The organism is Litoreibacter arenae DSM 19593 (assembly GCF_000442275.2).
GTDB lineage: Bacteria > Pseudomonadota > Alphaproteobacteria > Rhodobacterales > Rhodobacteraceae > Litoreibacter > Litoreibacter arenae.
The window spans coordinates 493262-517220 of sequence record NZ_KE557314.1 but is presented as its reverse complement, the minus strand read 5'-3'; the positions used below and the strand labels follow the sequence as shown (position 1 = coordinate 517220).

Genomic DNA, 23959 nt, shown 5'->3' with positions numbered 1-23959 from the left:
GTTAAACGCGCATTGGCATCACGACATAGACCGCTGACTGGTCATTGCCTTCGCGCATCAACGTCGGATCGCCTGCTGAGTTGAACATGAAGACGGCGTTTTCGCGGTCAACTTGTCCTGCGATTTCAAGCAGATACTTCGCATTGAAGCCGATTTCCAAACGCTCGTCACTATAAGCCACGGCCAGTTCTTCCTCCGCCGCGCCGCTATCAGGGGCGTTGACCGAAAGGATCAGCTTGTCCGCATCCAGTGACAGTTTGACCGCACGGGAGCGCTCCGACGACACGGTCGCCACGCGGTCAACCGCTTTGGCAAACTCAGTCGCATCAACTTCGAGCTTGCGCGTGTTGCCCTGCGGAATAACTCGCGTGTAGTCGGGGAACGTGCCGTCGATGACCTTGGATGTCAGGGTGATATCCGGTGTCGCAAAGCGCACCTTGGTTTCCGATACTGAGACGGCGATTTGCATGTCATCATCTTCAAGCAGCTTGCGCATCTCCGCGACGGTTTTGCGCGGGACAATTACGCCGGGCATGTCAGCGGCACCTTCCGGTAAATCGGCGTCGATACGGGCAAGTCGGTGACCGTCCGTCGCCACGCAGCGCAGCACCTTGCCGCCGTCCGCATCGGCCACATGCATGTAGACGCCGTTCAGGTAATAGCGGGTTTCTTCGGTGGAAATTGCAAACTTGGACTTGTCGAATAACCGGCGCAGCACCGGCGCAGGGGCGGAAAAGTTCGATTGATATTCGGACGAAGCCATGACGGGGAAGTCTTCTTTAGGCAGCGTCGCCAAGGAAAAATTGGAGCGCCCGGCTTCAACCGTTAGCCGACCAGAAGCGCCATCGTCAGTCAGGGACACCAAAGCCCCGTCAGGGAGTTTTCGGACAATTTCATGCAAAGTTGTTGCAGAAACTGTGGTCGCGCCAGCGCGTTCGACCTGTGCAGGGGCCTTGTCGACCACCTCAATGTCGAGATCCGTTGCGCGGAAGGTGACATCGTTGCCTTCTGCCTCGATCAAGACGTTTGCGAGGATCGGGATGGTGTTGCGGCGCTCGACCACGGATTGGGCCTGGCTGACCGCCTTGAGCAAGGCGCTACGCTCCACACTGATTTTCATATCCGTCCCTCTTTGGAAGATAGCTGGGGCGGAGAAGGTATCCTCTCCGCCCGCTTATGCAAACATTTTGTTGAAAAGTCCGCTTTTCTTGGGGGGTCGTCAAGCCAATTAGGCTTCCAGCATGCGACGCAACATTTCTGCATCTTCTGCTACCTGACTGTCTTGGGCTTTCAGTTCGTCGATCTTGCGCACAGCATGTATCACCGTGGTGTGGTCACGGTTTCCGAAACGCTTGCCGATCTCGGGATAGGAGCGTTGAGTTAGCTGTTTGGCCAGCCACATGGCCATCTGACGTGGACGCGCGATATTGCGGGAACGTTTGGGCGACAGCAGATCGGACATGCGCACGTTGTAATAATCGCAGGTCTTACGCATGATTTCGTCCATGGTGACCTTGCGATCAGACTGGCGGAGAATATCGGCAAGGCTTTCTTGCGCCATCTCCAACGTGATTTCACGACCTACCAGCGACGCCAAGGCGAACAGACGGGTCAGGGCGCCTTCAAGAACGCGAACGTTGTTGGAGATGCGGTGGGCGAGGAACTCAAGAACGCCATCAGAGATCTTAAGCTCCTGATATTGCGAGCGGTAGAGCTCGACTTTTTGTTGCAATATGCCCAAACGCAACTCGTAATCAGTCGGGTGCAGGTCAACCACCAGGCCCCATTGCAGGCGCGAGCGAATACGTTCCTCCAAGCCGTCGATCTCACCCGGTGCACGGTCGGCAGAAATGATAATCTGCTTTTGCTGGTCGATCAGCGCGTTGAAGGTGTGGAAGAATTCGTCCTGTGTGCTGTCTTTTCCGGCGATGAACTGGACATCATCAACCATCAGAACATCGACGGAGCGGAAAAGGCTTTTGAAATCCATCATTTGCTTGTCGCGCAAGGCTTGGATGAAACGATACATGAATTGTTCGGCGGATAGATACACGACCCGCAGTTCTGGTGAGCGGCTTTGAAGCTCCCATGCGATAGCGTGCATCAAATGGGTCTTGCCAAGACCGACACCGCCATAAAGAAATAACGGGTTGAAGCTGACAGGCCCACCTTCCGCGACCCTGCGGGCCGCTGCGTGGGCCAGTTCGTTCGGTTTACCGACGACGAAGCTGTCGAATGTGAAGCGCTTGTCCAAAGGCGCACCCAGAATAGTTTCATCTGGCGCGTTGGTGATTTGGGCAGATTTCTTGAGAAATTTCTCTGGAGTTGGGGAAGGTTTCGTGGCCGCGGCCATTCTTGGTCGGTTGGACTGAACGGAAAACTTCAATCGGTCAACGGGTTCACCGAGCTTGTCGAACTGACGCAGAATCTCGTCACCGAAGTTGCGGGAAACCCAGTCGCCCTGAAAGCTGGTTTGTACACCAAATTCCGCAACACCGCCCTCGCAGGAAACAAAGGTCAGCGGCTCTATCCACGTTTGATAGTTGTTCTTTCCGATGGTTGTTTGCAGCGTCTCACGTGCTTGGCCCCAAGTGTCGTTCGTCATTTTTACCCGTCCCGCAGATCATGATTGCCGCCATGGCAATCCATGGGCCTTCCAACCGGAAAGACCCCCCCGATGTTTCTCTGCGTCCAAATCGCCTTCGAACCCCTCGGCTACGTTGAATAGGTCCGGCCCCTGCGTATCTCCAGCCAGAGACGCCTGAACCGCTTTGGCTGCGCTCATGGAGCGCACGCCCGACCTGCAAATGAACAAGATTTTGGACGGAATGCTGCCGTCCAGAATATTGTTCAATTCTTCAACAAACCGCGGATTAACGGACATATCTGGATACCTTGCCCATTCGATCGTGATGATCGAACGATCAAGGCTCGACAGGTCAGGCTTTCCCACAAAAGACCATTCGGCCTTTGTCCTGACGTCTATGAGCACAGCGTTTGGGTCGTTTTCCAAAAGGCTCCATGCTTGAGTTGGCAGCAACTCTTGCACAGCCGGACCGGTGTCCGTGCTCATTCCATGTCCCCCCGAGACGAAGTGAATCGCTCGACATGGATACCGACTGTGAGGGGGCCATCGCAACTTATCTTCGCGCTTGACTCACAAGTTAGTCAAAACCCGATTCTGTGTGGCGATTGAGCTACGCCAGCTAAGTCCTTTGAATACAAAAAAACGCGCCCGTTAGGCGCGTTTCTAAAACCAAGTGTCGAAGTCTCGGCTCAGGATTAGCCCAGAGCTTTGACCCGCGAAGACAGTCGTGACATTTTGCGTGCCGCCGTGTTTTTGTGCATCACGCCCTTTGATACACCGCGCATCAACTCAGGCTGAGCGGACTTGAGTGCATCTTTCGCAGCGGAGGAATCACCGGAGGTGATAGCTTCTTCCACGTTGCGCAGGAACGTGCGAATGCGCGAGCGGCGCGCTTTGTTCACTTCGGTGCGACGCTCTGTCTGACGCGCGCGCTTTTTAGCTTGAGGCGAATTAGCCATACTTAAGGACCCCGATGGTTCGGTGTGTAAATCTGAGACTGCGCTTCTAGGACCGACTCACAGGCAAGTCAACGCCCTAAATGGTGTTATTTATCGCGGAACTGAGGTTCGCGTTTTTCCATGAAGGCGGCCATGCCTTCGGCTTGGTCTTCCGTTGCGAAGAGGGAGTGGAACACGCGGCGCTCGAACAGCAAGCCCTCGTTTAACGAAGACTCGTAGCTGCGGTTTACGGATTCCTTCACAGCCATGGTAGCAAGCGCGGATTTCTCGGCGATTTTTGCGGCAGTTGCCATCGCTTCGCTCATCAGCTTTTTGGCTGGGACGACGCGGCTCACCAGACCCGATCGCTCTGCTTCCTCCGCATCCATGAAGCGGCCGGTGAGGTTCATGTCCATGGCCTTTGACTTGCCAACGAAGCGGGTCAGCCGCTGCGTGCCGCCAAGGCCCGCCATGACGCCAAGGTTGATTTCCGGCTGGCCAAACTTGGCGGTATCAGAGGCGATTATGATGTCGCACATCATGGCCAACTCGCATCCGCCGCCCAAAGCGTAGCCCGAGACCGCCGCGATTATCGGCTTGCGCACGCGCAAGAATTTATTTGGAAACTCGGAGAACAGATCGCCACCGAAAGCGTCAACGAAGGTCTTATCAGCCATTTCGGTAATGTCTGCACCTGCGGCAAATGCCTTTTCGGAGCCGGTTAGTACAATGCAACGTACTTTGCTGTTCTTATCTGCTTCCACCAAAGCCTGAGAGAGTTCGGTCAATAGGGTAGCATTCAAGGCATTCAGCGCGTCGGGCCGATTCAGTTTGATAAGTGCTATATGATCTTCATTTTCAACGATAATTGTCTTGAATGCCATGATGGGGCCTCGTTTGTAACAGGCCACCAGACGTACCATGTTCGGAGGAAGGTTCAATTCATCTTTGACATTTCGGGCAGTAAAAGCTGGAGCGGCCCGATTGAACGATTCTGAATATCTTGCTTCCGCATTCGTTCTGGCAGGCCTCGCCCTCCCGATCGTAGACTGCAAATTGGTGCTGAAAGTAGCCTAGCTCGCCGTTGGTCTGGCGATGATCTCGAAGCGAAGACCCACCTGACTCTATTGCCTCGTTCAGGACGTCTCTGATCGCGGGCACAAGTGATTCTATTCGGGATGCGTTAAGATTCGAGGCTTTCCGCTTGGGTGAAATTCCAGTACGAAACAGCACTTCACAGACGTAGATGTTTCCCAGCCCCGCAATCACCCGCTGATCCAGGAGGGCGCTTTTGATCGGTGAGCTTTTTTTCTTGAGCGCGTCGATGAGATAGCTTTCGTCGAACTGGTTTCCTAAAGGCTCCGGTCCAAGCTTGTCGATCAGCCAATGCTGCTCAACCGCGCTTGTCTGCACCAGATCCATGGCCCCGAACCTGCGAGCATCGTTGAAGGCGATCCGGGTGCCGTCCTCCATGTGAAACACGACATGGTCGTGTTTCTGCGCAACTGGGGGGGAATGATGAAATTGTCCCGGTGTGGTGTGATCTATTTGCATGCGTCCAGACATGCCGAGATGGATAATAAGCGTCTCGCCGCTGTCGAGATCCGCTAGGATGTATTTCGAGCGGCGGCGCAGCAGCATCACGGTTCTGCCCGTGATCCGATCCGCCATTCGGTCAGGAAAGGGCCATCGCAAATCGGGCCGATTGACCTTGACCCGCGCAACTACTCGCCCCTCCATCACTGGTTGGAGGCCGCGTCGTACGGTTTCGACCTCTGGAAGCTCCGGCACACAATTCCCCTTGGTCCTTCGGGTCGCATTGTAACCCAGGAAGCTAAGCCTATAACAAGGGTGAGAATTTAAGGACCGCAAGAGCAGATGACTGAAGATTCGCAGAAAACCACGCATTTCGGATTTACCGACGTTCCTGAAGACCAGAAAGCCGGCTTGGTGCACGGGGTATTTACCAACGTGGCCTCCAAGTACGACATCATGAATGATGTCATGTCTGGCGGCGTCCACCGCATCTGGAAAGACGCAATGATGGACTGGTTGGCACCACGGTCTGGTCAACGGCTACTGGATGTGGCGGGGGGCACCGGCGATGTGTCTTTTCGTTTTCTCAAACGCGCCGGACAGGCCGAAGCAGTCGTTTTGGACATGACGGAATCGATGCTGATCGAGGGTCGCAAGCGGGCCGAGGCTTCTGCGATGACCGATAGTTTGGACTGGGTGGTCGGTGACGCCATGGCTTTGCCGTTTGAGGATAACAGCTTCGACGTCTACGCAATCAGCTTCGGCATCAGGAACGTCACGCGCATATCGGACGCGCTGTCCGAGGCTTATCGGGTCCTTCGACCGGGAGGGCGCTTGATGGTCCTGGAGTTCTCGCAGCTTCCGAATCCGATGATGCAGAGCGCCTACGACCTGTATTCTTTCAATGTGATCCCAAGAATGGGTCAGGTGATCGCTGGGGACAGCGAAAGCTACCAATATCTCGTCGAGTCGATTCGCAAGTTTCCTGATCAGGAGAACTTCGCAGCCATGATCCGAACTGCCGGGTTCGAGAACGTGAAGTACCGCAATATGACCTTTGGCATCGCAGCACTGCATTCAGGCTGGAAAATCTAGGTGCGTGGGCCACACAATATCTGGCGCCTTGTTCGGACCGGGGCGACGTTGGAGCGTACAGGCGCGATGAGCCTCGTGCTGGATGCATTCGATGCGCCCCCATCATTGCGTTTGGTGGCACGCGTGCTTGGCTGGCCGTTCAAGTGGCTGGGCCTGAAAGGTGATCCGAACATGCCGCCCGCGACGCGTGCCCTGACCGCGCTTGGGCCTGCGTACATCAAATTTGGGCAGGTGCTGTCCACGCGTCCCGATGTCGTCGGTGATGACCTTGCGCTGCAACTCAGGGTGCTACAGGACAAGTTGCCGCCGTTTTCTACCCGACAAGCACGATCAACGGTTGAGACCGAACTTGGTGTTCCCGTCGACACGGTTTTTTCGGAATTCTCAGAGCCGGTGGCCGCCGCTTCGATTGCGCAGGTTCACAAAGCCAGGCTCCGCACCACGGGCGAGGAGGTCGCGGTAAAGGTGCTGCGCCCTAATATCGAGAAGGCATTTCGTAAGGATATTGATGCCTTTTACCTTGCCGCTTCAATCATTCAGTTTGTTTCACCTTCTTCCCGACGACTGCGCCCGACAGAGGTCATAAAGCATTTCGACGGCGTGGTGCAGGGTGAGTTGGATTTGCGCCTAGAGGCTGCTGCGGCCGGCGAATACGCTGCAAAAACCGCAGATGACGCTGGGTTTGTCGTCCCACAAACGCATTTCTTCCACTCCGCGAAGCGGATGATGACAATGGAATGGGCGGAAGGGATTGCGTTTGGCGAGGTCGAGGCGATCGGGGCAGCCGGTCATGATCGAAAGGCCTTGGGCGAGAGGGTATTGCAGTTGTTTTTGCGACAGGCACTGAATGACGGGTACTTTCACGCCGATATGCACCAAGGCAACCTCAAGGTAAGTGCTGCCGGTGACATTATCGCCTATGACTTCGGTATTATGGGCCGGATCGACGAGTACACGCGCCGGGTCTATGCCGAAATCCTGATTGGTTTCATTCGCAAAGACTACCGGCGTGTGGCCGAAGTGCATTTCGAGGCCGGTTATGTCCCCGCGGATCGCGACGTGGACGAATTCGCGCAAGCCTTACGCGCGGTCGGCGAGCCAATTTTCGGAATGAATGCGAGCCAAATGTCCATGGGGCGGGTACTCGCGTATCTTTTCGAGGTGACGGAGAGGTTCGGCATGGAGACAAGGACCGAGCTTATCCTGCTACAGCGAACTATGGTTGTGGTCGAGGGCGTGGCCCGAACAATGTACCCCCAGATCAATATCTGGCAGGTCGCCCAACCCGTGGTAGAAGACTATATCAAACAAAATGTCGGACCTCGCGCGCTGTTGCGTGATCTGGTCGCCACGGCTCGCGTATTGGGCCGGTTTGGACCAAAGCTGCCCCATATGGTCGAGACGGCGTTGTCGCAGCAAGGCCGCGTAAGCTCGCCTGTGCAACCCACACGCAGGCGAGATCACTTGTTCAGTTTCGTAGCGGGTGCTGTTGCGGCTGCGGGTGTGGCAGGTTTAGTGGCTCTCCTATCGTAGCCCTGTCACGAGGGCGGCTTGGTAGATTGCGCCCCCGTCGACTACCACTACCGGCTCTCGATCCACCGTTCGAATCTCTGTGACTTTTGCGAAAATGTCGGGGACATGTGAATCTATCAGTTCCCCGTTTGCATAGGCGGCGACCTCGAAGCTGTAAGATCCGTGCGCGAATGGTTGGCCGCTACTTGTGACACCTGCCCAATCAAATGGGGCGTCGGATACCGGCACGGGAAGCCGCTGAACCTCATTGCCGTCGGCATTTTTCACAATGAGTTCGGCGCTTTGTGCGAAATTCGGTGGGTTGGCAACGATCTCGACAGGGGCACCGTCAAAGTACGCAGGTGCTGCCATTCTTGCTTCCATACCCACCCAACTCGCCATGTCACCCATGCTTGAGACCAAAAGTTTGGCGTTGAGTGCGCCAAGAAGGTCGTTGGTTTTTACCTGCTGTTCAACACCGGAAAACGTAGCGAGCTGTGTGGCGAAGTCTTGCGAATCAAGTGGGTTCAGCGGGTCTTGGTTCTCCATCTGTGTAGTCAACATGACCAAGAATGTTTCGAAATCCGAACTGATTACATTGCTTTGCGAGGACTTGCCCGAAGAGGCAGGATTTGTGGTCGTCGGCGATGACACTGGTTCCATATTGTTTTCCTTACAATTTGAGGTCTAAGCGCGCGAGCCCGGCTTGGAGGTGCTTCACGGAGTGCTGTTGTTCCCTCGTGTCAGACTGCGGCTCTGATTCGTTGAGGTCGGTAGTTTGCAAAGGGGCAGCTTGATCGCTCTTCCGTTCCTGCTGGAATGTGAAGCTCGCCTGCTCGTAGCCGAGGCTCTCAAAGTCTGATTGCAACATCCCAGAATGACGGCGCAGTAGCTCCAGCGTTTCCTGGACGTCAGTATAAATCGCGATATTCATTCCATTCTCTCTTGGTGAAAGAACGATGCGAAGACGACCCAGTTCTTCGGGGTCCAAGCGAATCTCAATGCTTCCAAATTTTTCACCGTTCACTGCAGTGCGAATTTGCGCAGCAACATGGTCGGGCAGTTGCGTGACAGGAACGGTTCGGGGGGCGCCATTCGCGAGTGGTAGCGTTTTGGGCTGAATTTCTGGAACGGAGGGGAGCGGAATTTGGGTTTCGCTGCCGGGTATGCTGGCATCTGCCAACGGAAATGACACCGCTGAGCCGGGCGCAGGTCGCGCAGTGACGGAAGAGCGCACTTCAGGTGGTGGAAACAGATTCTGGTTTTCGTGCTGATTGTTTGTGGAAGTCCTGCGCAGGTCTGAATCCTGTTGTGAATTGCGTCGAATGGATGATTCGAGGATCTCCATGATTGTTGGGCCGGGTCCATCCGACAGGTGCCCCCCACTGGTGGTGCCCAAGCTCACTTCCCGGGGTATCGAACTATGGGCTGTCGCCCCAAAAGGTTCTCGCGCGATTTGGGAAGCTGGCTCGAGTTTTCCTGCGATCTGCTCGATGGGCGAGCTAGTTAACCCATTCGCACCATCTACTGGAAGCGCCGCGACGTAGTCGGGTGCACTATTCTCTGGTTTTACTGGGGATTTCGCTGTGTCGCCGGATTGGACCCCCGAAGTCTTATGAACAAGCGAAGAGGTCATAGAACTTTGCAGCGACGACATCGATTCGTGGAGCAATTCGGAAACAATACTGGCACCAACCTGTCCACTGGGCTGATATGGCTGTGCGTCAGTGTTAACTGCCGCCCCGCTGTTGGCAGCCGCTTCCTGCATAATTAAGCCTCTCTTCTGAGAGACAATCTCTGATTGCTCTCCAATTTGAACCTGCCCATTGGTCATTGACCCCATTGGAGTTAAATCTGGGTTGCTCGCAGTAACCGCATGCCCAAATTCAATGCCGGACAGCAGAGGATCTTGAACGCGGTCCTCGGAGACGTCGCAATGAGGGTAATTTGCAGCTTTGACGTTTGCTGTAGAAAGCGAAGTTCCCGATAACACGATAAGGCTCTTTCTGTTCTGTTCGTCTTTATCTTTTGCACAACCGGGTTACTCAATCTTTACTAATGGGATTTTATCTAAGCGATATTAGATTCATACGAGGTCAATATGGAAATTTCATCCCAAGCAATGCCTGTTGGCCCTGAGGTCAACAGGTCAAATGATGCGCGCATCAAGGAAACTTCAAAGAATCTGGAAATCGCATTTGTGACAAAAATGCTTGATCTTGCAGGGCTGGATGGGGCCGGAGGAAGTTTCGGTGGGGGTGCCGGTGAAGAGCAATTCCAATCGTTCCTGAGAAACGAACAAGCTCGCTTGATTGTAGAGAGTGGCGGGCTTGGATTGTCCGAGCATTTTATGAAAAGCCTCGCGAAGAACTAGTACCGTGGGGTTTAGCAGTAATTTGGCAGGAGGCCGTTTGATTTCCCTACTCATTCAAGAGCATGACGCTCTTCGGAAAGGAGCGCTTGACAGCTTGTCTGATATTGCCAAACAAAAAGAGCGAGTACTGGTATCCTTGCACGAGGGAGCCAAGCGTCCGAGTATTCGTCAAGTCCAAGAGATCCAGAGGCTTTGTGACGAGATTGCACTTCTGCACAAGGCGGCGATCGACGGAATAAAATCCGCTCAGAAGCGAATTTCGTCGCTGAATAATGCGGACCAAGTATTCCATACGTATACTGCCGGCGGCCAAAGATGCCACATGATTGCTAGTGACAAGGAAACTCGTTTCTGAAGAGTTTTATAAAATCAGAGCATGTTTCTCATTTGTCTTTAGGAAATTCTTAGGGTGGATGCTTTCAAAGGGACAAGCATCCTGAAAAACCGGGATGGCGCGCGTCAGAAAAATATGACGGGCAGGTATCAAAAGATCTCTCGTGTTACTTTAGGTAACGAAATCCTGGCGTCAAAATCGCCACACAAGAGGAAAAATCATGTCTAGTATCCTAACTAATAACGGCGCGATGGTCGCCCTGCAAACGCTTAAGTCCATCAACTCTGATCTTCTCAAAACACAGTCGGAAATTTCAACCGGCAAGTCGGTTGCGTCCGCAAAAGACAATTCCGCTTTGTGGGCGATATCCAAAGTTATGGAATCTGACGTCAAAGGTTTCAAGGCGATCTCGGAAAGCCTCTCTTTGGGGGAGTCGACCATCGCCGTTGCGCGTCAGGGTGCAGAAACCGTGACCGACCTGCTTACGCAAATCAAAGGGAAAGTTGTATCAGCTCAGGAAGAGAACGTCGATCGGGAGAAGATTCAAACTGATATTGATGCACTAACCTCACAAATCGAGTCAGTCGTCGGAGCCGCTCAGTTCAACGGCTTGAACATGCTGAAGGGTACGGACGCAGTCGACATCCTTTCATCTCTGGACCGTCTTGGGGATGGTTCGGTGAGTGCTTCCAGCATCTCGATCGCACGCGCTGATTTGTCGGATAGCGCAGGTACTTATGGCGGAGGTGGCGTATCCCTCGCAGCAAATGCAATAGCATCCGCGGGGACAATTTCCAACGCAGGAAATACCGAAGCAATTACCTTCACGGACAGCACTGATATGTCTGCTGCTGACTTCCAGATTACTGTTGCAGGCTCGACGCTTAACTTTGCCGCCGGCACATTCGCTCCGACTGATACTGAGGAGCTGGCGATTGACCAAATTGCCGGGGCAATCAATGCACTTGGACTTGAAGGCATTAGTGCGGCTCGCAACGGTAGTGATCTTGAACTGACGTCCACCCGAGCGTTTCAAGCTGTTGATCTTTCGTTCTCCGGGTCATCCGTTTCCGATGGTACAGCAACCATCGCCGAACGTGCTGAGAATGTGACCTTCTCGGCGGTTGCCCAAGTAAATGCTGGAGACGGATATCGGGTCACCGTTGGTTCTGATGTGGCCACTTATGTCGCCGGAGAAGGTGAGACATTTGAAGATGTCGCGAATGGCTTGAAGGCTGCGATCGATGCGGCCGGTATGGAAGGTGTTTCGACGCGCGTGACGACGAATGACAATGGCGAGCGGGTTCTGAAGATTGACAATAACTCCGGTACACCCATTACGTCCTTTACGGCTGTTGGAGAAGATGGCGGGGTCGCGTCTGGCGGGCTGTTCGGACTGGGGAATGTCGATGTTACTACGAACCACGGAGCTGAAGCCGCATTGGGCAACATTGAGGTTCTGATCCAGAACTCGATTGACGCTGCGGCGGAATTTGGTTCTGCGCAAGGTCGAATTGAGACGCAGTCAGAATTTGTGGGCAAGTTGACCGATTCTTTGAAATCGGGCATTGGCACGCTTGTGGATGCGGACATGGAGGAAGCCTCGGCTCGGCTACAGGCGCTCCAGGTTCAGCAACAGCTAGGCGTCCAAGCGTTGTCCATTGCGAACCAAGCGCCCCAGAGCATCCTCTCGCTCTTCCGGTAATCAGTTCAAATTGTGGGGCGCAATGGTAGCGCCCCACAAGTCTTGCACACAATAGGATGATGAGATGACAGCTACTTCACAGGCAATGTCCGGATACGGAAAAGAGAGCGCGGCATTGCAAACAAGTCGGGGAATTGAGTTCCAGGTTTTTGCAAGAATAACCCGGGAGCTAAAGAGCGCGTATACTGCTAAAGACTCGAAATATGCTGAACTAGTCAACGCCCTTCATGCCAACAGAATGATGTGGAATGCTCTGGCGGTGGATGTTTCAAACACAAAAAACGAACTATCCAACGATTTGAAAGGCCAAATTTTCTATCTCTCAGAATTTGTGAATTTTCACACTAAGAAGATACTAAAGGGAGATGCATCGATTGCGGCCTTGGTGGATGTCAATCTGGCCGTGATGAAGGGGCTTGGCGCTCAGGAGAGTCATACATGACTGGTTTGGTTTTGAAGTTAGGTCCAAAAGAGCGCGTTTTGATTAATGGTGTTGTGGTGGAGAATGGTGATCGCCGTGGGCGTGTTAGCATAATCACGCCAAACGCAAAAATCTTGAGACTAAAGGATGCGATTCATCCTGATCAGGTTACGACGCCTGTTCGCCGAGTTTGTTACATTTTGCAGCTTATACTGTCAGGCGACGCATGTGCTGAAGAGGCGAAGCATCAAGTACTTAGGGGTATCGAACAGCTCAGCCAGGCGTTTTGGGATGTTGATAGTCGTCGAGTGTTAGATGCAGCCACAGACAGTGTGATTTCAGGCCGCTATTATCTAGGGTTGAAGTCACTTAGGCTGCTGCTTGCAAGAGAGGCGAGGCTGTTGAACGCGAGTGCGGAATGAGTTTTTTGGCCATAATACCCCAAGGGGGCCTTCAAGGCTGGGCGTATTTGAAGCGAACATTAGAGGTGCAGAAAAACACATTTGTGCAGTCCGGGACGGTCAAGCGTGATCTGGAATTTTTCAGGGCAGAGATTTCTAGCGTACGTTCGGCGGAAGATCTTGTCAGCAATCGTAGTTTGCTTTCAGTCGCGCTTACTGCCTTCGGGTTGGAGGCAGATCTACAGAACAAATTTTTGATCAAGAAGGTATTGGAGGAAGGAACCTTAGCCCCTTCTTCACTTGCTAATAGATTTTCGGACAAGAGGTATTTTGAGCTTTCCAAAGCGTTTGGTTTTGGTGATTATAGTGTGCCAAGAACAGCTCTCAGCGGTTTTCCAGATGAAGTGATTGAGAAATATACTGCAAGAAAATTCGAGATATTGGTAGGCGAGAAAGACAGCGACTTGCGGCAGGCACTGTCATTTGATCGTGAGATTGAAAGAATACTCAAGAAGAAATCGTCAGAAACAGCAAAATGGCTTGATATACTTGGAAATCCTCCGCTTAAAACCTTTTTCGATAGTGCATTCTCGTTGCCACTCGCCTTTGGAAAATTGCCACTTGATCGGCAAATTGATATCTATAAAGATAAAATGAGTTCAATTTTTGGTCGCTCAGATATAATTGTACTTGAAAAATCTGAAGCTCGTGATCAATTGCGAACAAACTTTCTGTTAGCGAAACAGCTTTCTGAAACCGTTAGTCTAAACGGAGCAACGACAGCACTCACATTGCTCCAAAACGGACTATCATTGAAGCTCTGATCAGAATTTCTGAAGCGAATTGAAGTTAATACAATTCGATAGCTGCGTGAAAATATCGGTAGATGATTTTGGCTTGCTGCCCGAAAGGAAAGCTTCAATTTTTGGGCGGGAGGAGATGGCTCGATCTATGTTTTCATCGGTGCCAACCTCATAAAGGCCTGCTTTGATCATAATGCTCGCGTCTTCATACTCACTCATCAAATTTCGGGCCTGCGTTAGTATCTCGAGCTCCTCTGGTGAGGCCGCGGAGGGCAGGCTTCGTGAGACGGACTTTAAAACGTCTATCGCGGGAAAGCGACCACGCTCTGCAATTTCGCGTGACAATACGAGATGCCCATCCAATATGCCACGCATAACATCGGCGATCGGGCCTTCCATATCAGAACCTTGGACGAGAACGGAAAACACAGCTGTAATATCGCCGGCTCCCGATTTTCCAGGACCCGCGCGCTCGCACAATGCCATCAACTCCTGTGACGTGGAGGGTGGAAAACCTTGAGGGCCTGCAAGTTCACCAGATGACAGGGCAATCTCGCGATGTGCCTCAGCAAAACGTGTCACTGAGTCTGCAAGGAGTAGAACATGTGCGCCCTTGTCCCTGAAAAATTCGGAGATCGCAGTTGCAACCCACGCGCATCGCCTGCGTATCATCGAAGACTGATCAGATGTTGCGGCGACCACAACTGAACGTTTCATGCCTTCCGAGCCAAGAACATCCTCGACAAAGTCTCGCACCTCACGGCCCCTTTCGCCAATAAGAGCGATGACGACTACGTCAGTGTCTACTCCTTTGGCGAGGTCCGCAAGCAGCGTCGATTTCCCGACACCAGACCCCGCAAATATTCCCATCCGTTGCCCACGTACGATTGGGACGAATGTATCCAGCGCAGCGACACCGGTGGACATTCGTCCTCCAAGCCGTTTTCGGGTGGCGGCCGCGGGCGGATTAGATTTGAGCGGCATCTCAACCATGCCGTGGATCAGTGGATTTCCATCCAATGGTCTAAGAAAGGGGTCGAGGACGCGACCTAGCCAGCTTTGATCCGGCATGATTCGCTGCGAACCCACATGTATAACCGCGTCTTTCAGCGAAACACCTTGGCAACCATGCTCTGGCAAAATTTCGATAGCCTGTCCCTGAAGTGAGAGTACTTCGCCAAACATTTCAGGAGAATCTTCGCGACGAATTGACACCAAGTCGCCAAGCTTAGCTGCTCCTGACAAACCGCTAATCTGCAGGGTGTTTGAACGAATTGCGGTAATAGCACCGCGTCTTTCGACGAGTGGGATATTCCTTATGGATGAGATAAGAGGTGCAAAGCTTGTCGACATTTTTGGGCTCTTTCATTTCGATTACTTTTTCTAAAGGAATCACTCTTAAAAGAATGTGTACAACTTCAAGGGAGAAGCCCAGATGTTCGGAAGTATCGCATTGCTACAGAAATCGAGCCTGTTGGCGCGTCATGCCGCTCTTCAGCAAAACGTGGTTTCGAAAAATGTAGCGAACGTCGATACGCCTGGCTATCGGGCACAGAAGGTTAGCGCTTTCACCGAGCTTGATGAAAATACCACTTCTGCAAGCGCAATGAAGGTTTCAAGGTCAGAACATATTTCAAAAAACTCGCTTTATGATGAAAATTTGATAGAGCGTGATGCTGATCATCTCGCCAAGCCCAATGGCAATACTGTTTCATTAGAGGCACAAATGCTCAGCGCAATTGAAGCCGAGCGCCAGCATTCGAAAGCCATGGCAATATACCAAAACTCTATGGACATTCTGAAAATTTCAATCGGTAGGGGAAGGTAGGGAACTGTGAGCGACATTTCTAACAGCCTTGTAATATCTGCGAGTGGCATGCGGGCTCACTCGGCGCGCCTACGCCTTACGTCCGAAAACCTGGCCAACGTTGATACGCCTGGGTACCGACGAAAAGTCGCTTCATTTGAAGAAGCTGCAGGCTTTAGTTCGGTGCCGGGCGAAGTCACGATCGGGCGAACCAAACTTGATCAAGCCGAACTTCCAGAAATTCATGATCCATCACATCCACTAGCCAACGCTGATGGATATTATCAGGGCTCTAACGTTGAATTGATGATTGAGATTGCAGACGCGCGGGAGGCGCAGCGAAGCTACGAAGCGAATCTGAAGATGTTCGAGCAAACTCGGAAGATGTCGACGTCGCTGATGGATCTTTTACGGCGTTAATCGCTAAGAACAGAAGGGCTATCCAGAATGGATATTACAACTACAGCCGCGCTTCGAGCGTATGGAGCAGCGAAGCCTGCTACCGAACCAGCAGCAGGTGAGCAACTTGGCCAAGCGGCAAAGAATTTTGCCGATGTTTTACAACGTGGCGAAGACGTCGCTATGGCTTCAATGAGTGGGGGCGCAGATGCCCATAGCCTTGTGGAGGCACTTACCCAGTCTGAACTCGCTGTGCAAACCGCCGTGAGCGTAAGGGACAAGGTCGTCGAAGCCTACCAAGAGATTTTAAGGATGCCCGTGTGATGCTGAGCGAAGCGGCATTCTTCGATGTGCTGCGACAGGGCTTGTGGGTGTCGGTGATTATCTCTGCCCCCATCCTCGCGGTAGCGCTTGGTGTCGGACTCCTTGTAGGTCTGTTCCAAGCGCTGACTTCAATTCAGGAGATGACATTGACCTTCGTCCCCAAGGTTGGCGCCATGTTGGCCGTGTTCTGGGTAACCATGAGCTTCATGACACGCCATCTGACTATCTATTGGTCCGACACACTCATTCCTCTAATCGCTGGCGGCTAACAATGGGGAATAGCTTATACTCGACGATTACCCGTCAATCGGGATTGATGAAAGAAATGCGCCTTGTTGCAAACAACATTGCGAATATGGCGACGACCGGATTTCGTTCGGAGAAGGCAATTTTCTCGGAGCATGTAGTTCAGCTAGGGCTCGATGGCGAAAGCTTGTCCATGGCAAGAGCTGGAGCTCATGTAACGGATTTTGCACAAGGTGCTTTAACCAAAACTGGTGGCACTTTTGACTTGGGAATTGAAGGCAACGGCTTCTTCCAGATCGAAACGCCTGCGGGTGTTCGGCTGACACGTGCGGGCGCTTTCAGTATTTTGCCGACAGGTGAGCTCGTTTCACCGGAAGGGTACCCATTATTGGATGCTGGTGGTGCCTCGCTTACCGTGCCGGTTGATGTGACCGATATTTCGATTTCTGGGGACGGAACAGTGTCTGCGGACGGCAACCCGATCGGTCAGATCGCTTTGGTCGTGCCATCGGATGAAAATGACCTAGAGCGGGAAGACGGCGTAATGTTCAAGACAGCGTCAGATGTACTTCCTGCTGAAGGAGCGAGCATGAGCCAGGGCTTCTTGGAGGCCTCGAATGTCGAAGCTGTTACGCAAGTGGCACGCATGATCGAAGTACAACGATCTTATGAAATGGGGCAGTCATTTCTTGAAAAAGAGGATGAACGTCTTCGATCTATACTGACACTTGTCGGTGGACGGTAGAACAAAGGAATTTGTTATGAATGCTCTAAAAATTGCGGCTACAGGCATGGCCGCGCAGCAAATGCGCGTTGATGTTATTTCCAACAATCTCGCGAATATGTCGACAACGGGCTACAATGCGCGCCGCGCTGAGTTTGCGGACCTACATTATCAACAGCCGAGCCGAGCTGGCAGCATCAGTGCGGCCGATGGAACTCTGGTTCCAGCCGGTGTTCAATTGGGGCTCGGTGTACGGCCGACTGCGGTTTCGGTTAATGTTGAGCAAGGTGCGCTGTCGCAAACTGGCGGCGATCTGGACCTTGCGATTGAGGGACGCGGCTATCTTGAAGTTGTGCTGCCGTCCGGCGCAGCGGCCTACACGCGTGATGGCGGGCTAAAGCGAACCGGGGACGGATTGCTGGTAACTTCGGATGGATTTCCGGTAGTTCCCAACATTACGATTCCTGAAGATGCGCGTTCCATTTCAATTAACCCCGAGGGCGAAGTTTTCGCATACTTCATTGATCGGATTGAACCGGAACAATTGGGGCAACTTACAATCTCCGGCTTTGCCAATGAGAAAGGACTGGAAGCTATTGGCAGCAACCTCTTTTCTGAAACTGGCGCTTCGGGCGGAGCTATCGTCGGTACTGCAGGGACGAACGGACTGGGAAGCTTTCGGCACGGATACCTAGAGGATTCTTCGGTGGATGCGGTGAGAGAAGTAACGGAGCTGATTGAGGCGCAACGGGGCTACGAGCTGAATGCAAAAGTCATTACCGCTGCGGATCAGATGCTAAGCGCGACGACTCAAATCCGATGATAAAGATCATTATACCAACTGTATTGGCTCTTACATGTGCATGCCAGTTATCCGCTCAAACGGTCGTGCCTCTGCACACTATAAGAGCAGGTGACACCATCGCGGCGGCAGATGTTCGTGTTGTCGATAGCGAGGTGGAGGCACCCATTTCCCGACTAGCACAGGTCATCGGACTTGAGGCGAAGCGCGCCTTATATCGTGACCGTCCGATTCAGGAAAATGACATCGGGCCTCCGGCTCTGGTCGAGCGGAATGCAATTGTTGCGCTGATATATCAGACGCGAACTTTAAGCATTTCTACTGAGGGTCGCGCCTTAGCCCGTGGTGCTCTGGGGGAAAGAATCAAAGTAATCAACCTCGGCTCGCGGAATGCGGTGGTTGGGCGGGTCACGAACACTGGCGAAGTAGTTGTAAGCGAAGGTTGGAGTGCCCGATGATCGATTTTAGCCGTGTATGCCTTTTCACCCTGATGGCCTTGGGCGTAACATCGGGATGCAGCCGTTTGGAAAAAGTTGGGCAAGCCCCTGAAATCAGTCCAATTTCGAATTCCGACGAACATTTTGCGATGATGAGGGTGCCGCTGCCCCAAAATACAGCTCCAGAATCGGCTGCGGATGACGCATCCTTATGGGAGTCGGGCCGCAATTCACTGTTAGGGAACCAGCGAGCGGAGCAGATCGGCGATATTGTCACCGTTGTAGTCGAGATTGACGAGCGAGCGGAGATATCAAACAGCACCTCACGGGCACGGGCTGGGACTGAAACTTTGGGTATTCCGTCATTTCTTGGCCTTCCTCAGAGAATTAACGATTCGCTTCCAGAGGGGGCGAGCTTGGATAGTGCCGTATCGACTAACTCAGCGAGTGCGTCCTCGGGGGATGGTTCTGTCCGTCGAAAGGAGAAATTCTCCGTAAGGGTTGCGGCCACTGTCGTTGATGTCCTGCAGAACGGAGTCCTGACAATACAAGGCTCGCAAGAGGTGCGAGTTAACTTCGAGTTACGCGAATTACTTGTCAGTGGATACGTGCGGCCAGCGGATATCAACCGAAAAAATGAAGTCTCGTATGATCGTATAGCGGCCGCCCGTATTTCGTATGGTGGCCGTGGGCAGATTACCGACGTTCAACAACCTCGCTATGGCCAGCAGGTTGCAGACATTCTGTTGCCATTTTAGGAGCTCGATATGCGGTTGGTGATTCCCTTGGTTTTACTGATAGTCGGTATAGCTGCTGGTGGGGCGGCGGGATTTCTTCTTCGACCTCCTGTCGACGAAAACGAAGCCAGTGATGCAACAACGAAAGATCTTCCTAAACCACAGGAGGATGAGTCCGAAGCTGACGCGGATCTGAGCTACGTTAAGATCAACAATCAATTCGTTGTGCCGGTGATCGAAGATGATCGGGTGTCTGCTTTGGTAGTTTTATCGATTAGCCTGGAAACCAACGCCGCCGAAACAAGCGCCATATACGATCGGGAACCCAAGCTACGAGATGCATTTCTTCAAGTCCTCTTCGACCACGCATACATGGGTGGATTTGACGGAGTTTACACCGCATCGCCGGCGATGGAATCATTGAAGCGCGCATTGCTGGCAAGTGCCAGAAACATCGCGGGTGCACATATCTCAAGTGTGCTGATAACGGATATAGTGCGGCAAGACGTCTAGCGCTCGACGTCCCCGATTATCCGCTTCATTGCTTCAAACCGACCTAACGCCTTCCCGAACTTCTGTTTGGCAATTCGCATATCAGCCTTCAGCTTGCGTTCACGATCGAGAATCTCGTCAATTTTTTCACGCCGCCAGCGTAGATGTGTTTCTCGGACGAGGCACAGGTCAACATGCTCCACATCGCTTGGTGGTACTTGGGTGAGGGAGACTCTTTGTGCTTCGAGATCGCGCAGTTGTAGAGCAAGTTTTTTGAAGACCTCTTCATCACGCAGGTAAATTGCTTCGAGAAGCGGCAGGAGTGCACGCTTCTTCATTTACTTCTTTCAGCAAGCGACGACATAGATCTCGTAAACCTGATCGCGGCCGCGACCGCCTGGTAGTCATCCGATTGAATTTCCTCACCCACCTTGATTTTGGAAAAGAGTGCGCGAGCGGTTGGTGGATCACTATATATCGGTATCGCGTGTTTAGTAGCTACCTCTCGTATTCTGGCTGCAATTTCGTCAACGCCTTTGGCAATGCAAATTGGTGCTGAGCCGCTGTGAATACTCCATTTCAAAGCGACCGCGTAATGGGTTGGGTTAACTATCACCACAGTCGCTTGTGGAATGTCAGAAAGCATCTGATTCATTGCGATTTCGTAGCCACGCTGTCTTCTGGCTTGCTTATTGTGCGGGTCGCCTTCTGATTCCTTATTCTCATCCTCTACTTCCTTACGACTCATACGGTTTTTACGAAGGTGCTCAGAAAGCTGCCATAGGTAGTCACCACCACCGACAATTAGTGAAACTACGAAAACCAACAACAGAAACGAGATGATTCCATTGCCCAGAATTAAGGTCATTTGTACGGGTTCTAGATCGAGCGTGAGTAAAATGTCAGGTAGACTCTTCTTTAAGAACCAATACATGATGACGCAAACTATCAAAAGTTTAATTGCTGACTTGGAGAATTCGAACAAGCCGGCTGCGCCAAACTTGTTTTTTGCGGACGTGATTGGAGAAATCCGACTGACCTTAGGCGAGAGTTTGGAAGGCGAAAACACAATCGCTTTCTGTGCAACTAGACTTAAGAGTACTGCTGCCGCTGGCGCTAGCATTAACGGTAAAAGGAAAAAGGATGATACCGAAAAGATGATGCTACTTATACTGCTCGCATCGAAGGATGAGCCATTTATCAGTAACTGTTCTGGGTTCGCGACGTAGTCGGTAAGTTTGTCAGCTGCCTCCAATAATGATGTCGGCCCCAGAACAGTAAGTGCCAGTATCAGGCCCAGGAATGCGGCTGAGGCCGATATATCCGTTGACTTAGGGACGTCTCCATTTTTGCGTACGTCGGCAAGCTTCTTGGGTGTGGGGTCGAGTGTCTTTTCGCCGTCTTCGGGTGCCTCTGCCATTAGAGCCCTATCCCTTCAGGACTCGTAAGCCTTACAAACGCACGGCCCCACACAGAAAGTAGAATCGGACTTGCGATCAACAGTAGTGTCAGCCCACCCAAGCTTATTGCCGGCGCACCAACCAATGCGACCATTAACTGCGGCATAGCTTTGTTGATTGCACCGAGACCCAAATTGTAAACTAGCGATGCAAAGACAAAAGGTCCCGCGAGCGAGAATGCCAATCCGAACGCGTATCCTACATTTTCAACGACCCAACCTGTTAGGACGGAACTCTCCAAGTTGGCCCCAAGCGGGAACCGTTCGTACGAATAGAGCAACAGCTCGACCACCCGTATGTGCAGGCCAAGCATTATCGCCAAACACAAGCCTGATATAACAAGCAGGGTGCTGAATGCGGGTTGAGGGTCGACGCCTAAGCCGCTTCCAAAGAACTGCGACAGTGACGTTGATTGCGCCGCAATAGTCCCGGCTATTTGCAGCGCAAATACCAACAGACGAAAGGCCAATCCGATCAATAGGCCGACTATAACCTCTGAAGCGATCAGGGCAAACCAATGCTTATTGGCCGGGAGGGTATCAATTTGTGGCCAAATCATTGGTGCAAGAAGTGCCGTTAGCGACAATGTTGCGAAGAGCTTTATTCGTGGGGGGACGACCTGCTCACCAAAGACAGGCAAAAAAGCCATCGCGGCACCGACACGGAAAACTATCAGCGAGACAAATTTTATTTCCGACATGTCTAAGCTGAGGAGTTCCGAAAAATCGATAGTCACGCCTGTACCATGCCGACAATCGCAGGTCGGCTATCATGTGCGATCTCTTCGTAGGAAAACACTCGTGCGCTAACTCCACGGCTTGCCAACAGTCGGTGTAGAAAGCGCCGCCGATCCACAGAGGTTACTAACCCGGCAAAGACGCCATTCTGGCTCAATTGCGACAGCTTTTGCGATGCATTGTCCGCCAAACGGGCATACTCTTCAGGAGGCAAGGCCACGCTGGTCGTTGTCTTGTCTGGCGAGCTATATTGGCTGAAGAGTTTCTCCCAATCATCAGCGAGTTTGACCAGGGGCAATGTGCCATCAGATCGTTTCAGATCGGAAAATAATTGCGCTCCGAGCCTTTGCCTTGTGTGCTCGCACAACTCTTCCGCTGAGGCGTGGGTGGTGCGGACCTCAGCGATACTCTCCAGAATGAGAGGAAGATTCCTAATTGAAATCTGCTCTTCAAGAAGTAGTCTAAGAACTTGTAAAAGCGTTTCAGTTGATACCTTTTCCGGAATCAGCTCGTTAAGTACCTTTTGATTAGCTGCACTTCTATTTTGATCGGACAAATTTGTGAACTCATCTAGAATACGTCGCATTCCCCTCAGGCTTAGCAGTCGGGCAAGATTTGCCTTTACCACCTCAAGAAGATGAGTTGCTAGTATTTCTGGAGGGGTAACAACTGTGCACCCCGCGAGTGCAGCATCCTCCTTATATTTTCGACCCAGCCATTTTGCGGGTGCTCCGTAGACGGGTTCTTTTACAATCTCACCTTCGATTGCATTGGGCGCGTCTGCTGGCAGCAAAGCCAAGATCGAGTCTGGTTGTAGCCGGTCCTCGGCCTTCGTTACGCCTTGAATGCGAATTCGATACTTGCCGGCCCCCAACGAGGCGTCGTCAGTCAGCCTGATTTCCGGCAATATCAGACCAAAGTTACTCGCAACGTGATTTCGCATGTTGACTATTCGGGTTTCAAGTCCAGTAACCGGGTCAAGGGCCATCATGACGAGGTCAGGTGAAAATTCAACGTGGATCTCATCAAGATCTAGAATGTCACCCATAGATTTTTCGGGGATCCTCTCTATTGAAAGGGGGATGTCAATTTCGGTTTCGCTATTAAGGTTTTTCTTGAAGTAAAGTGCGGACGCCAGAAGCCCGATTGCGCCAAAAAGAAAAGGTGCGAAAGGAAGGCCTGGTACAAGTGCGAAAAATACCATTAGTACACCAACCGTAGCTACCGCTGCGGGATGCCGACCAATTTGCTGTACCAGTGCGATATCTGTTGTCCCACTTGTCCCGCCGCGAGCGAGCAACAAGGCAGTGGCAATTGAAATGATCACTGCGGGTATCTGAGTGACTAGGCCATCTCCAACAGTAAGTATCGCGTAGGTTTCAAACGCTAAGCCGAGAGGCATGTCGTGTGCCACCGTACCTATGATCAAACCCATCACAAGGTTTAGCAAGGTGATGAGCAATCCAGCTACAGCATCACCTTTGACAAATTTGGATGCGCCATCCAGAGACCCAAAGAAAGTGGTTTCAGCTTGTTCTAGTTCACGGCGGGATTTTGCTTCCGCATGGTCAATTGCGCCCGCTGACATATCGCTATCAATGGCTAGCTGCTTACCTGGCATGCCGTCCAGGGCGAAGCGCGCCCCCACCTCGGCCATACGGGTTGCACCCTTTGTTATTACGATAAAGTTCACAATCATGAGAACGCAAAACACAACTAAACCGAGATATACGCTGCCCCCCATCACGAAGCTCGCAAACCCCTCGATCACGTCTCCGGCGGCGCCGGTTCCGGTGTGGCCCTCACCGATAATCAGCTTTGTGGAGGACACATTAAGCGAAAGGCGCAGCATAAGAGCGGCGAGCAAAAAAGTAGGAAATGCAGAAAAGTCCAGTGGGCGTTCAAGAAATAGAGTTGTTGTGAACATCAAAATCGCAAGGCCAAAGGACACTGCAAGGCCAAGGTCCAGCACCCATGATGGCATTGGTAGAATCATCATGACAATAATTGCCATCAACGCCACAGCCAAAATCACAGTTGGTTGGAAGAACATTTTCATCAGGGAGTCGCCTGCCAGCAGAGTCTGCG

General features: G+C 52.3%; 30 protein-coding genes. 17 read left to right on the top strand and 13 right to left on the bottom strand.

What is annotated here, in order from left to right; translation table 11 throughout:
• Position 1: 1 nt before the first annotated feature.
• From dnaN to mutM, 6 genes are all read right to left on the bottom strand, one after another.
• Positions 2 to 1120: a DNA polymerase III subunit beta gene (gene dnaN, locus THALAR_RS14925; RefSeq protein WP_021102422.1), complete on the bottom strand. Its 1119-nt coding sequence runs from the start codon at positions 1118 to 1120 to the stop codon at positions 2 to 4.
• A 108-nt stretch (positions 1121 to 1228) separates the two neighbouring features.
• Positions 1229 to 2605, bottom strand: coding sequence for a chromosomal replication initiator protein DnaA (gene dnaA, locus THALAR_RS14920; protein ID WP_021102421.1), 1377 nt, complete (start codon positions 2603 to 2605; stop codon positions 1229 to 1231).
• Positions 2606 to 2623: 18 nt separating this feature from the next.
• Entirely contained in the window at positions 2624 to 3073 is a 450-nt protein-coding gene (locus tag THALAR_RS14915) for a rhodanese-like domain-containing protein (RefSeq protein WP_021102420.1), read from the bottom strand.
• Between the two features lie 209 nt (positions 3074 to 3282).
• Positions 3283 to 3546, bottom strand: a complete 264-nt coding sequence (gene rpsT / locus THALAR_RS14910) for a 30S ribosomal protein S20 (protein ID WP_021102419.1) — start codon at positions 3544 to 3546, stop codon at positions 3283 to 3285.
• A gap of 86 nt (positions 3547 to 3632) precedes the next feature.
• Positions 3633 to 4409 carry an enoyl-CoA hydratase gene (locus THALAR_RS14905; protein ID WP_021102418.1) on the bottom strand — a complete coding sequence of 259 codons (777 nt, stop codon included), beginning with the start codon at positions 4407 to 4409 and terminating at the stop codon, positions 3633 to 3635.
• A gap of 58 nt (positions 4410 to 4467) precedes the next feature.
• A complete protein-coding gene (mutM, locus tag THALAR_RS14900; protein ID WP_040818972.1) occupies positions 4468 to 5316 on the bottom strand; it encodes a bifunctional DNA-formamidopyrimidine glycosylase/DNA-(apurinic or apyrimidinic site) lyase in 849 nt (282 codons plus the stop codon).
• 87 nt (positions 5317 to 5403) lie between these two features.
• Here mutM and ubiE point away from each other — a divergent pair, with 87 nt between their 5' ends.
• Positions 5404 to 6156 (top strand): bifunctional demethylmenaquinone methyltransferase/2-methoxy-6-polyprenyl-1,4-benzoquinol methylase UbiE, encoded by a 753-nt coding sequence (gene ubiE, locus THALAR_RS14895; protein ID WP_021102416.1) that lies wholly within the window; start codon positions 5404 to 5406, stop codon positions 6154 to 6156.
• Positions 6157 to 7689, top strand: coding sequence for a 2-polyprenylphenol 6-hydroxylase (gene ubiB / locus THALAR_RS14890; RefSeq protein ID WP_040818967.1), 1533 nt, complete (start codon positions 6157 to 6159; stop codon positions 7687 to 7689).
• Here ubiB and THALAR_RS14885 read toward each other — a convergent pair.
• Positions 7681 to 8331, bottom strand: a complete 651-nt coding sequence (locus THALAR_RS14885) for a flagellar hook capping FlgD N-terminal domain-containing protein (protein ID WP_021102414.1) — start codon at positions 8329 to 8331, stop codon at positions 7681 to 7683. The genes ubiB and THALAR_RS14885 overlap by 9 nt on opposite strands.
• A 10-nt stretch (positions 8332 to 8341) precedes the next feature.
• Complete coding sequence (locus tag THALAR_RS18185) at positions 8342 to 9661, bottom strand: flagellar hook-length control protein FliK (protein WP_021102412.1); 1320 nt, start codon at positions 9659 to 9661, stop codon at positions 8342 to 8344.
• 108 nt (positions 9662 to 9769) lie between these two features.
• Here THALAR_RS18185 and THALAR_RS14875 point away from each other — a divergent pair, with 108 nt between their 5' ends.
• From THALAR_RS14875 to THALAR_RS14850, 6 genes are all read left to right on the top strand, one after another.
• Positions 9770 to 10042 carry a rod-binding protein gene (locus THALAR_RS14875; protein ID WP_021102411.1) on the top strand — a complete coding sequence of 91 codons (273 nt, stop codon included), beginning with the start codon at positions 9770 to 9772 and terminating at the stop codon, positions 10040 to 10042.
• A gap of 94 nt (positions 10043 to 10136) precedes the next feature.
• Positions 10137 to 10397, top strand: coding sequence for a hypothetical protein (locus THALAR_RS14870; RefSeq protein WP_154666814.1), 261 nt, complete (start codon positions 10137 to 10139; stop codon positions 10395 to 10397).
• Between the two features lie 199 nt (positions 10398 to 10596).
• Positions 10597 to 12081, top strand: coding sequence for a flagellin (locus tag THALAR_RS14865; protein WP_040818960.1), 1485 nt, complete (start codon positions 10597 to 10599; stop codon positions 12079 to 12081).
• A gap of 64 nt (positions 12082 to 12145) precedes the next feature.
• Positions 12146 to 12523 (top strand): flagellar biosynthesis regulator FlaF, encoded by a 378-nt coding sequence (gene flaF / locus THALAR_RS14860; protein ID WP_040818957.1) that lies wholly within the window; start codon positions 12146 to 12148, stop codon positions 12521 to 12523.
• The gene (flbT, locus tag THALAR_RS14855; RefSeq protein WP_040818953.1) at positions 12520 to 12924 is read left to right on the top strand and encodes a flagellar biosynthesis repressor FlbT; all 405 of its coding nucleotides are present in this window, start codon (positions 12520 to 12522) and stop codon (positions 12922 to 12924) included. The genes flaF and flbT overlap by 4 nt, the downstream gene beginning before the upstream one ends.
• Positions 12921 to 13727 carry a DUF1217 domain-containing protein gene (locus tag THALAR_RS14850; RefSeq protein ID WP_040818950.1) on the top strand — a complete coding sequence of 269 codons (807 nt, stop codon included), beginning with the start codon at positions 12921 to 12923 and terminating at the stop codon, positions 13725 to 13727. Before flbT ends, THALAR_RS14850 begins: the two co-directional genes overlap by 4 nt.
• Here the strand turns inward: THALAR_RS14850 and THALAR_RS14845 are convergent, their stop codons facing one another.
• Positions 13728 to 15059 (bottom strand): FliI/YscN family ATPase, encoded by a 1332-nt coding sequence (locus THALAR_RS14845; RefSeq protein WP_021102407.1) that lies wholly within the window; start codon positions 15057 to 15059, stop codon positions 13728 to 13730. It abuts the gene before it with no gap.
• A gap of 82 nt (positions 15060 to 15141) precedes the next feature.
• On the opposite strand from THALAR_RS14845, the gene THALAR_RS14840 reads away from it, so the two are divergent.
• Genes THALAR_RS14840 through THALAR_RS14800 form a run of 9 tightly spaced genes read left to right on the top strand, consistent with a single transcriptional unit; the run spans position 15142 to position 19695 of the window.
• Positions 15142 to 15534, top strand: coding sequence for a FlgB family protein (locus THALAR_RS14840; protein WP_021102406.1), 393 nt, complete (start codon positions 15142 to 15144; stop codon positions 15532 to 15534).
• 6 nt (positions 15535 to 15540) lie between these two features.
• Positions 15541 to 15933 carry a flagellar basal body rod protein FlgC gene (gene flgC, locus THALAR_RS14835; protein WP_040818947.1) on the top strand — a complete coding sequence of 131 codons (393 nt, stop codon included), beginning with the start codon at positions 15541 to 15543 and terminating at the stop codon, positions 15931 to 15933.
• Positions 15934 to 15960: 27 nt separating this feature from the next.
• A complete protein-coding gene (fliE, locus tag THALAR_RS14830) occupies positions 15961 to 16236 on the top strand; it encodes a flagellar hook-basal body complex protein FliE (protein ID WP_040818944.1) in 276 nt (91 codons plus the stop codon).
• Positions 16236 to 16505 (top strand): flagellar biosynthetic protein FliQ, encoded by a 270-nt coding sequence (locus tag THALAR_RS14825; RefSeq protein ID WP_021102403.1) that lies wholly within the window; start codon positions 16236 to 16238, stop codon positions 16503 to 16505. The genes fliE and THALAR_RS14825 overlap by 1 nt, the downstream gene beginning before the upstream one ends.
• Before the next feature lie 2 nt (positions 16506 to 16507).
• The gene (locus tag THALAR_RS14820) at positions 16508 to 17227 is read left to right on the top strand and encodes a flagellar hook-basal body complex protein (RefSeq protein WP_040818941.1); all 720 of its coding nucleotides are present in this window, start codon (positions 16508 to 16510) and stop codon (positions 17225 to 17227) included.
• A 16-nt stretch (positions 17228 to 17243) separates the two neighbouring features.
• Positions 17244 to 18029: a flagellar basal-body rod protein FlgG gene (gene flgG, locus THALAR_RS14815; protein ID WP_021102401.1), complete on the top strand. Its 786-nt coding sequence runs from the start codon at positions 17244 to 17246 to the stop codon at positions 18027 to 18029.
• Entirely contained in the window at positions 18026 to 18466 is a 441-nt protein-coding gene (flgA, locus tag THALAR_RS14810) for a flagellar basal body P-ring formation chaperone FlgA (RefSeq protein WP_040818939.1), read from the top strand. Before flgG ends, flgA begins: the two co-directional genes overlap by 4 nt.
• Positions 18463 to 19203 (top strand): flagellar basal body L-ring protein FlgH, encoded by a 741-nt coding sequence (gene flgH, locus THALAR_RS14805; RefSeq protein WP_051153777.1) that lies wholly within the window; start codon positions 18463 to 18465, stop codon positions 19201 to 19203. The genes flgA and flgH overlap by 4 nt, the downstream gene beginning before the upstream one ends.
• Before the next feature lie 9 nt (positions 19204 to 19212).
• Complete coding sequence (locus THALAR_RS14800) at positions 19213 to 19695, top strand: flagellar basal body-associated FliL family protein (RefSeq protein WP_040818937.1); 483 nt, start codon at positions 19213 to 19215, stop codon at positions 19693 to 19695.
• On the opposite strand, the gene THALAR_RS14795 is transcribed toward THALAR_RS14800, so the two are convergent.
• The 4 genes from THALAR_RS14795 to flhA are packed head-to-tail and all read right to left on the bottom strand — an operon-like array spanning position 19692 to position 23930.
• Positions 19692 to 20012 (bottom strand): hypothetical protein, encoded by a 321-nt coding sequence (locus tag THALAR_RS14795; RefSeq protein ID WP_021102400.1) that lies wholly within the window; start codon positions 20010 to 20012, stop codon positions 19692 to 19694. The two genes, THALAR_RS14800 and THALAR_RS14795, sit on opposite strands and share 4 nt — an antisense overlap.
• Positions 20009 to 21094: an EscU/YscU/HrcU family type III secretion system export apparatus switch protein gene (locus THALAR_RS14790; protein WP_021102399.1), complete on the bottom strand. Its 1086-nt coding sequence runs from the start codon at positions 21092 to 21094 to the stop codon at positions 20009 to 20011. The genes THALAR_RS14795 and THALAR_RS14790 overlap by 4 nt, the downstream gene beginning before the upstream one ends.
• Positions 21094 to 21870 carry a flagellar biosynthetic protein FliR gene (locus THALAR_RS14785; protein WP_245622444.1) on the bottom strand — a complete coding sequence of 259 codons (777 nt, stop codon included), beginning with the start codon at positions 21868 to 21870 and terminating at the stop codon, positions 21094 to 21096. The genes THALAR_RS14790 and THALAR_RS14785 overlap by 1 nt, the downstream gene beginning before the upstream one ends.
• On the bottom strand, positions 21867 to 23930 hold the full coding sequence (gene flhA / locus THALAR_RS14780) for a flagellar biosynthesis protein FlhA (RefSeq protein ID WP_021102398.1): 2064 nt from the start codon (positions 23928 to 23930) through the stop codon (positions 21867 to 21869). The genes THALAR_RS14785 and flhA overlap by 4 nt, the downstream gene beginning before the upstream one ends.
• Positions 23931 to 23959 lie beyond the last annotated feature (29 nt).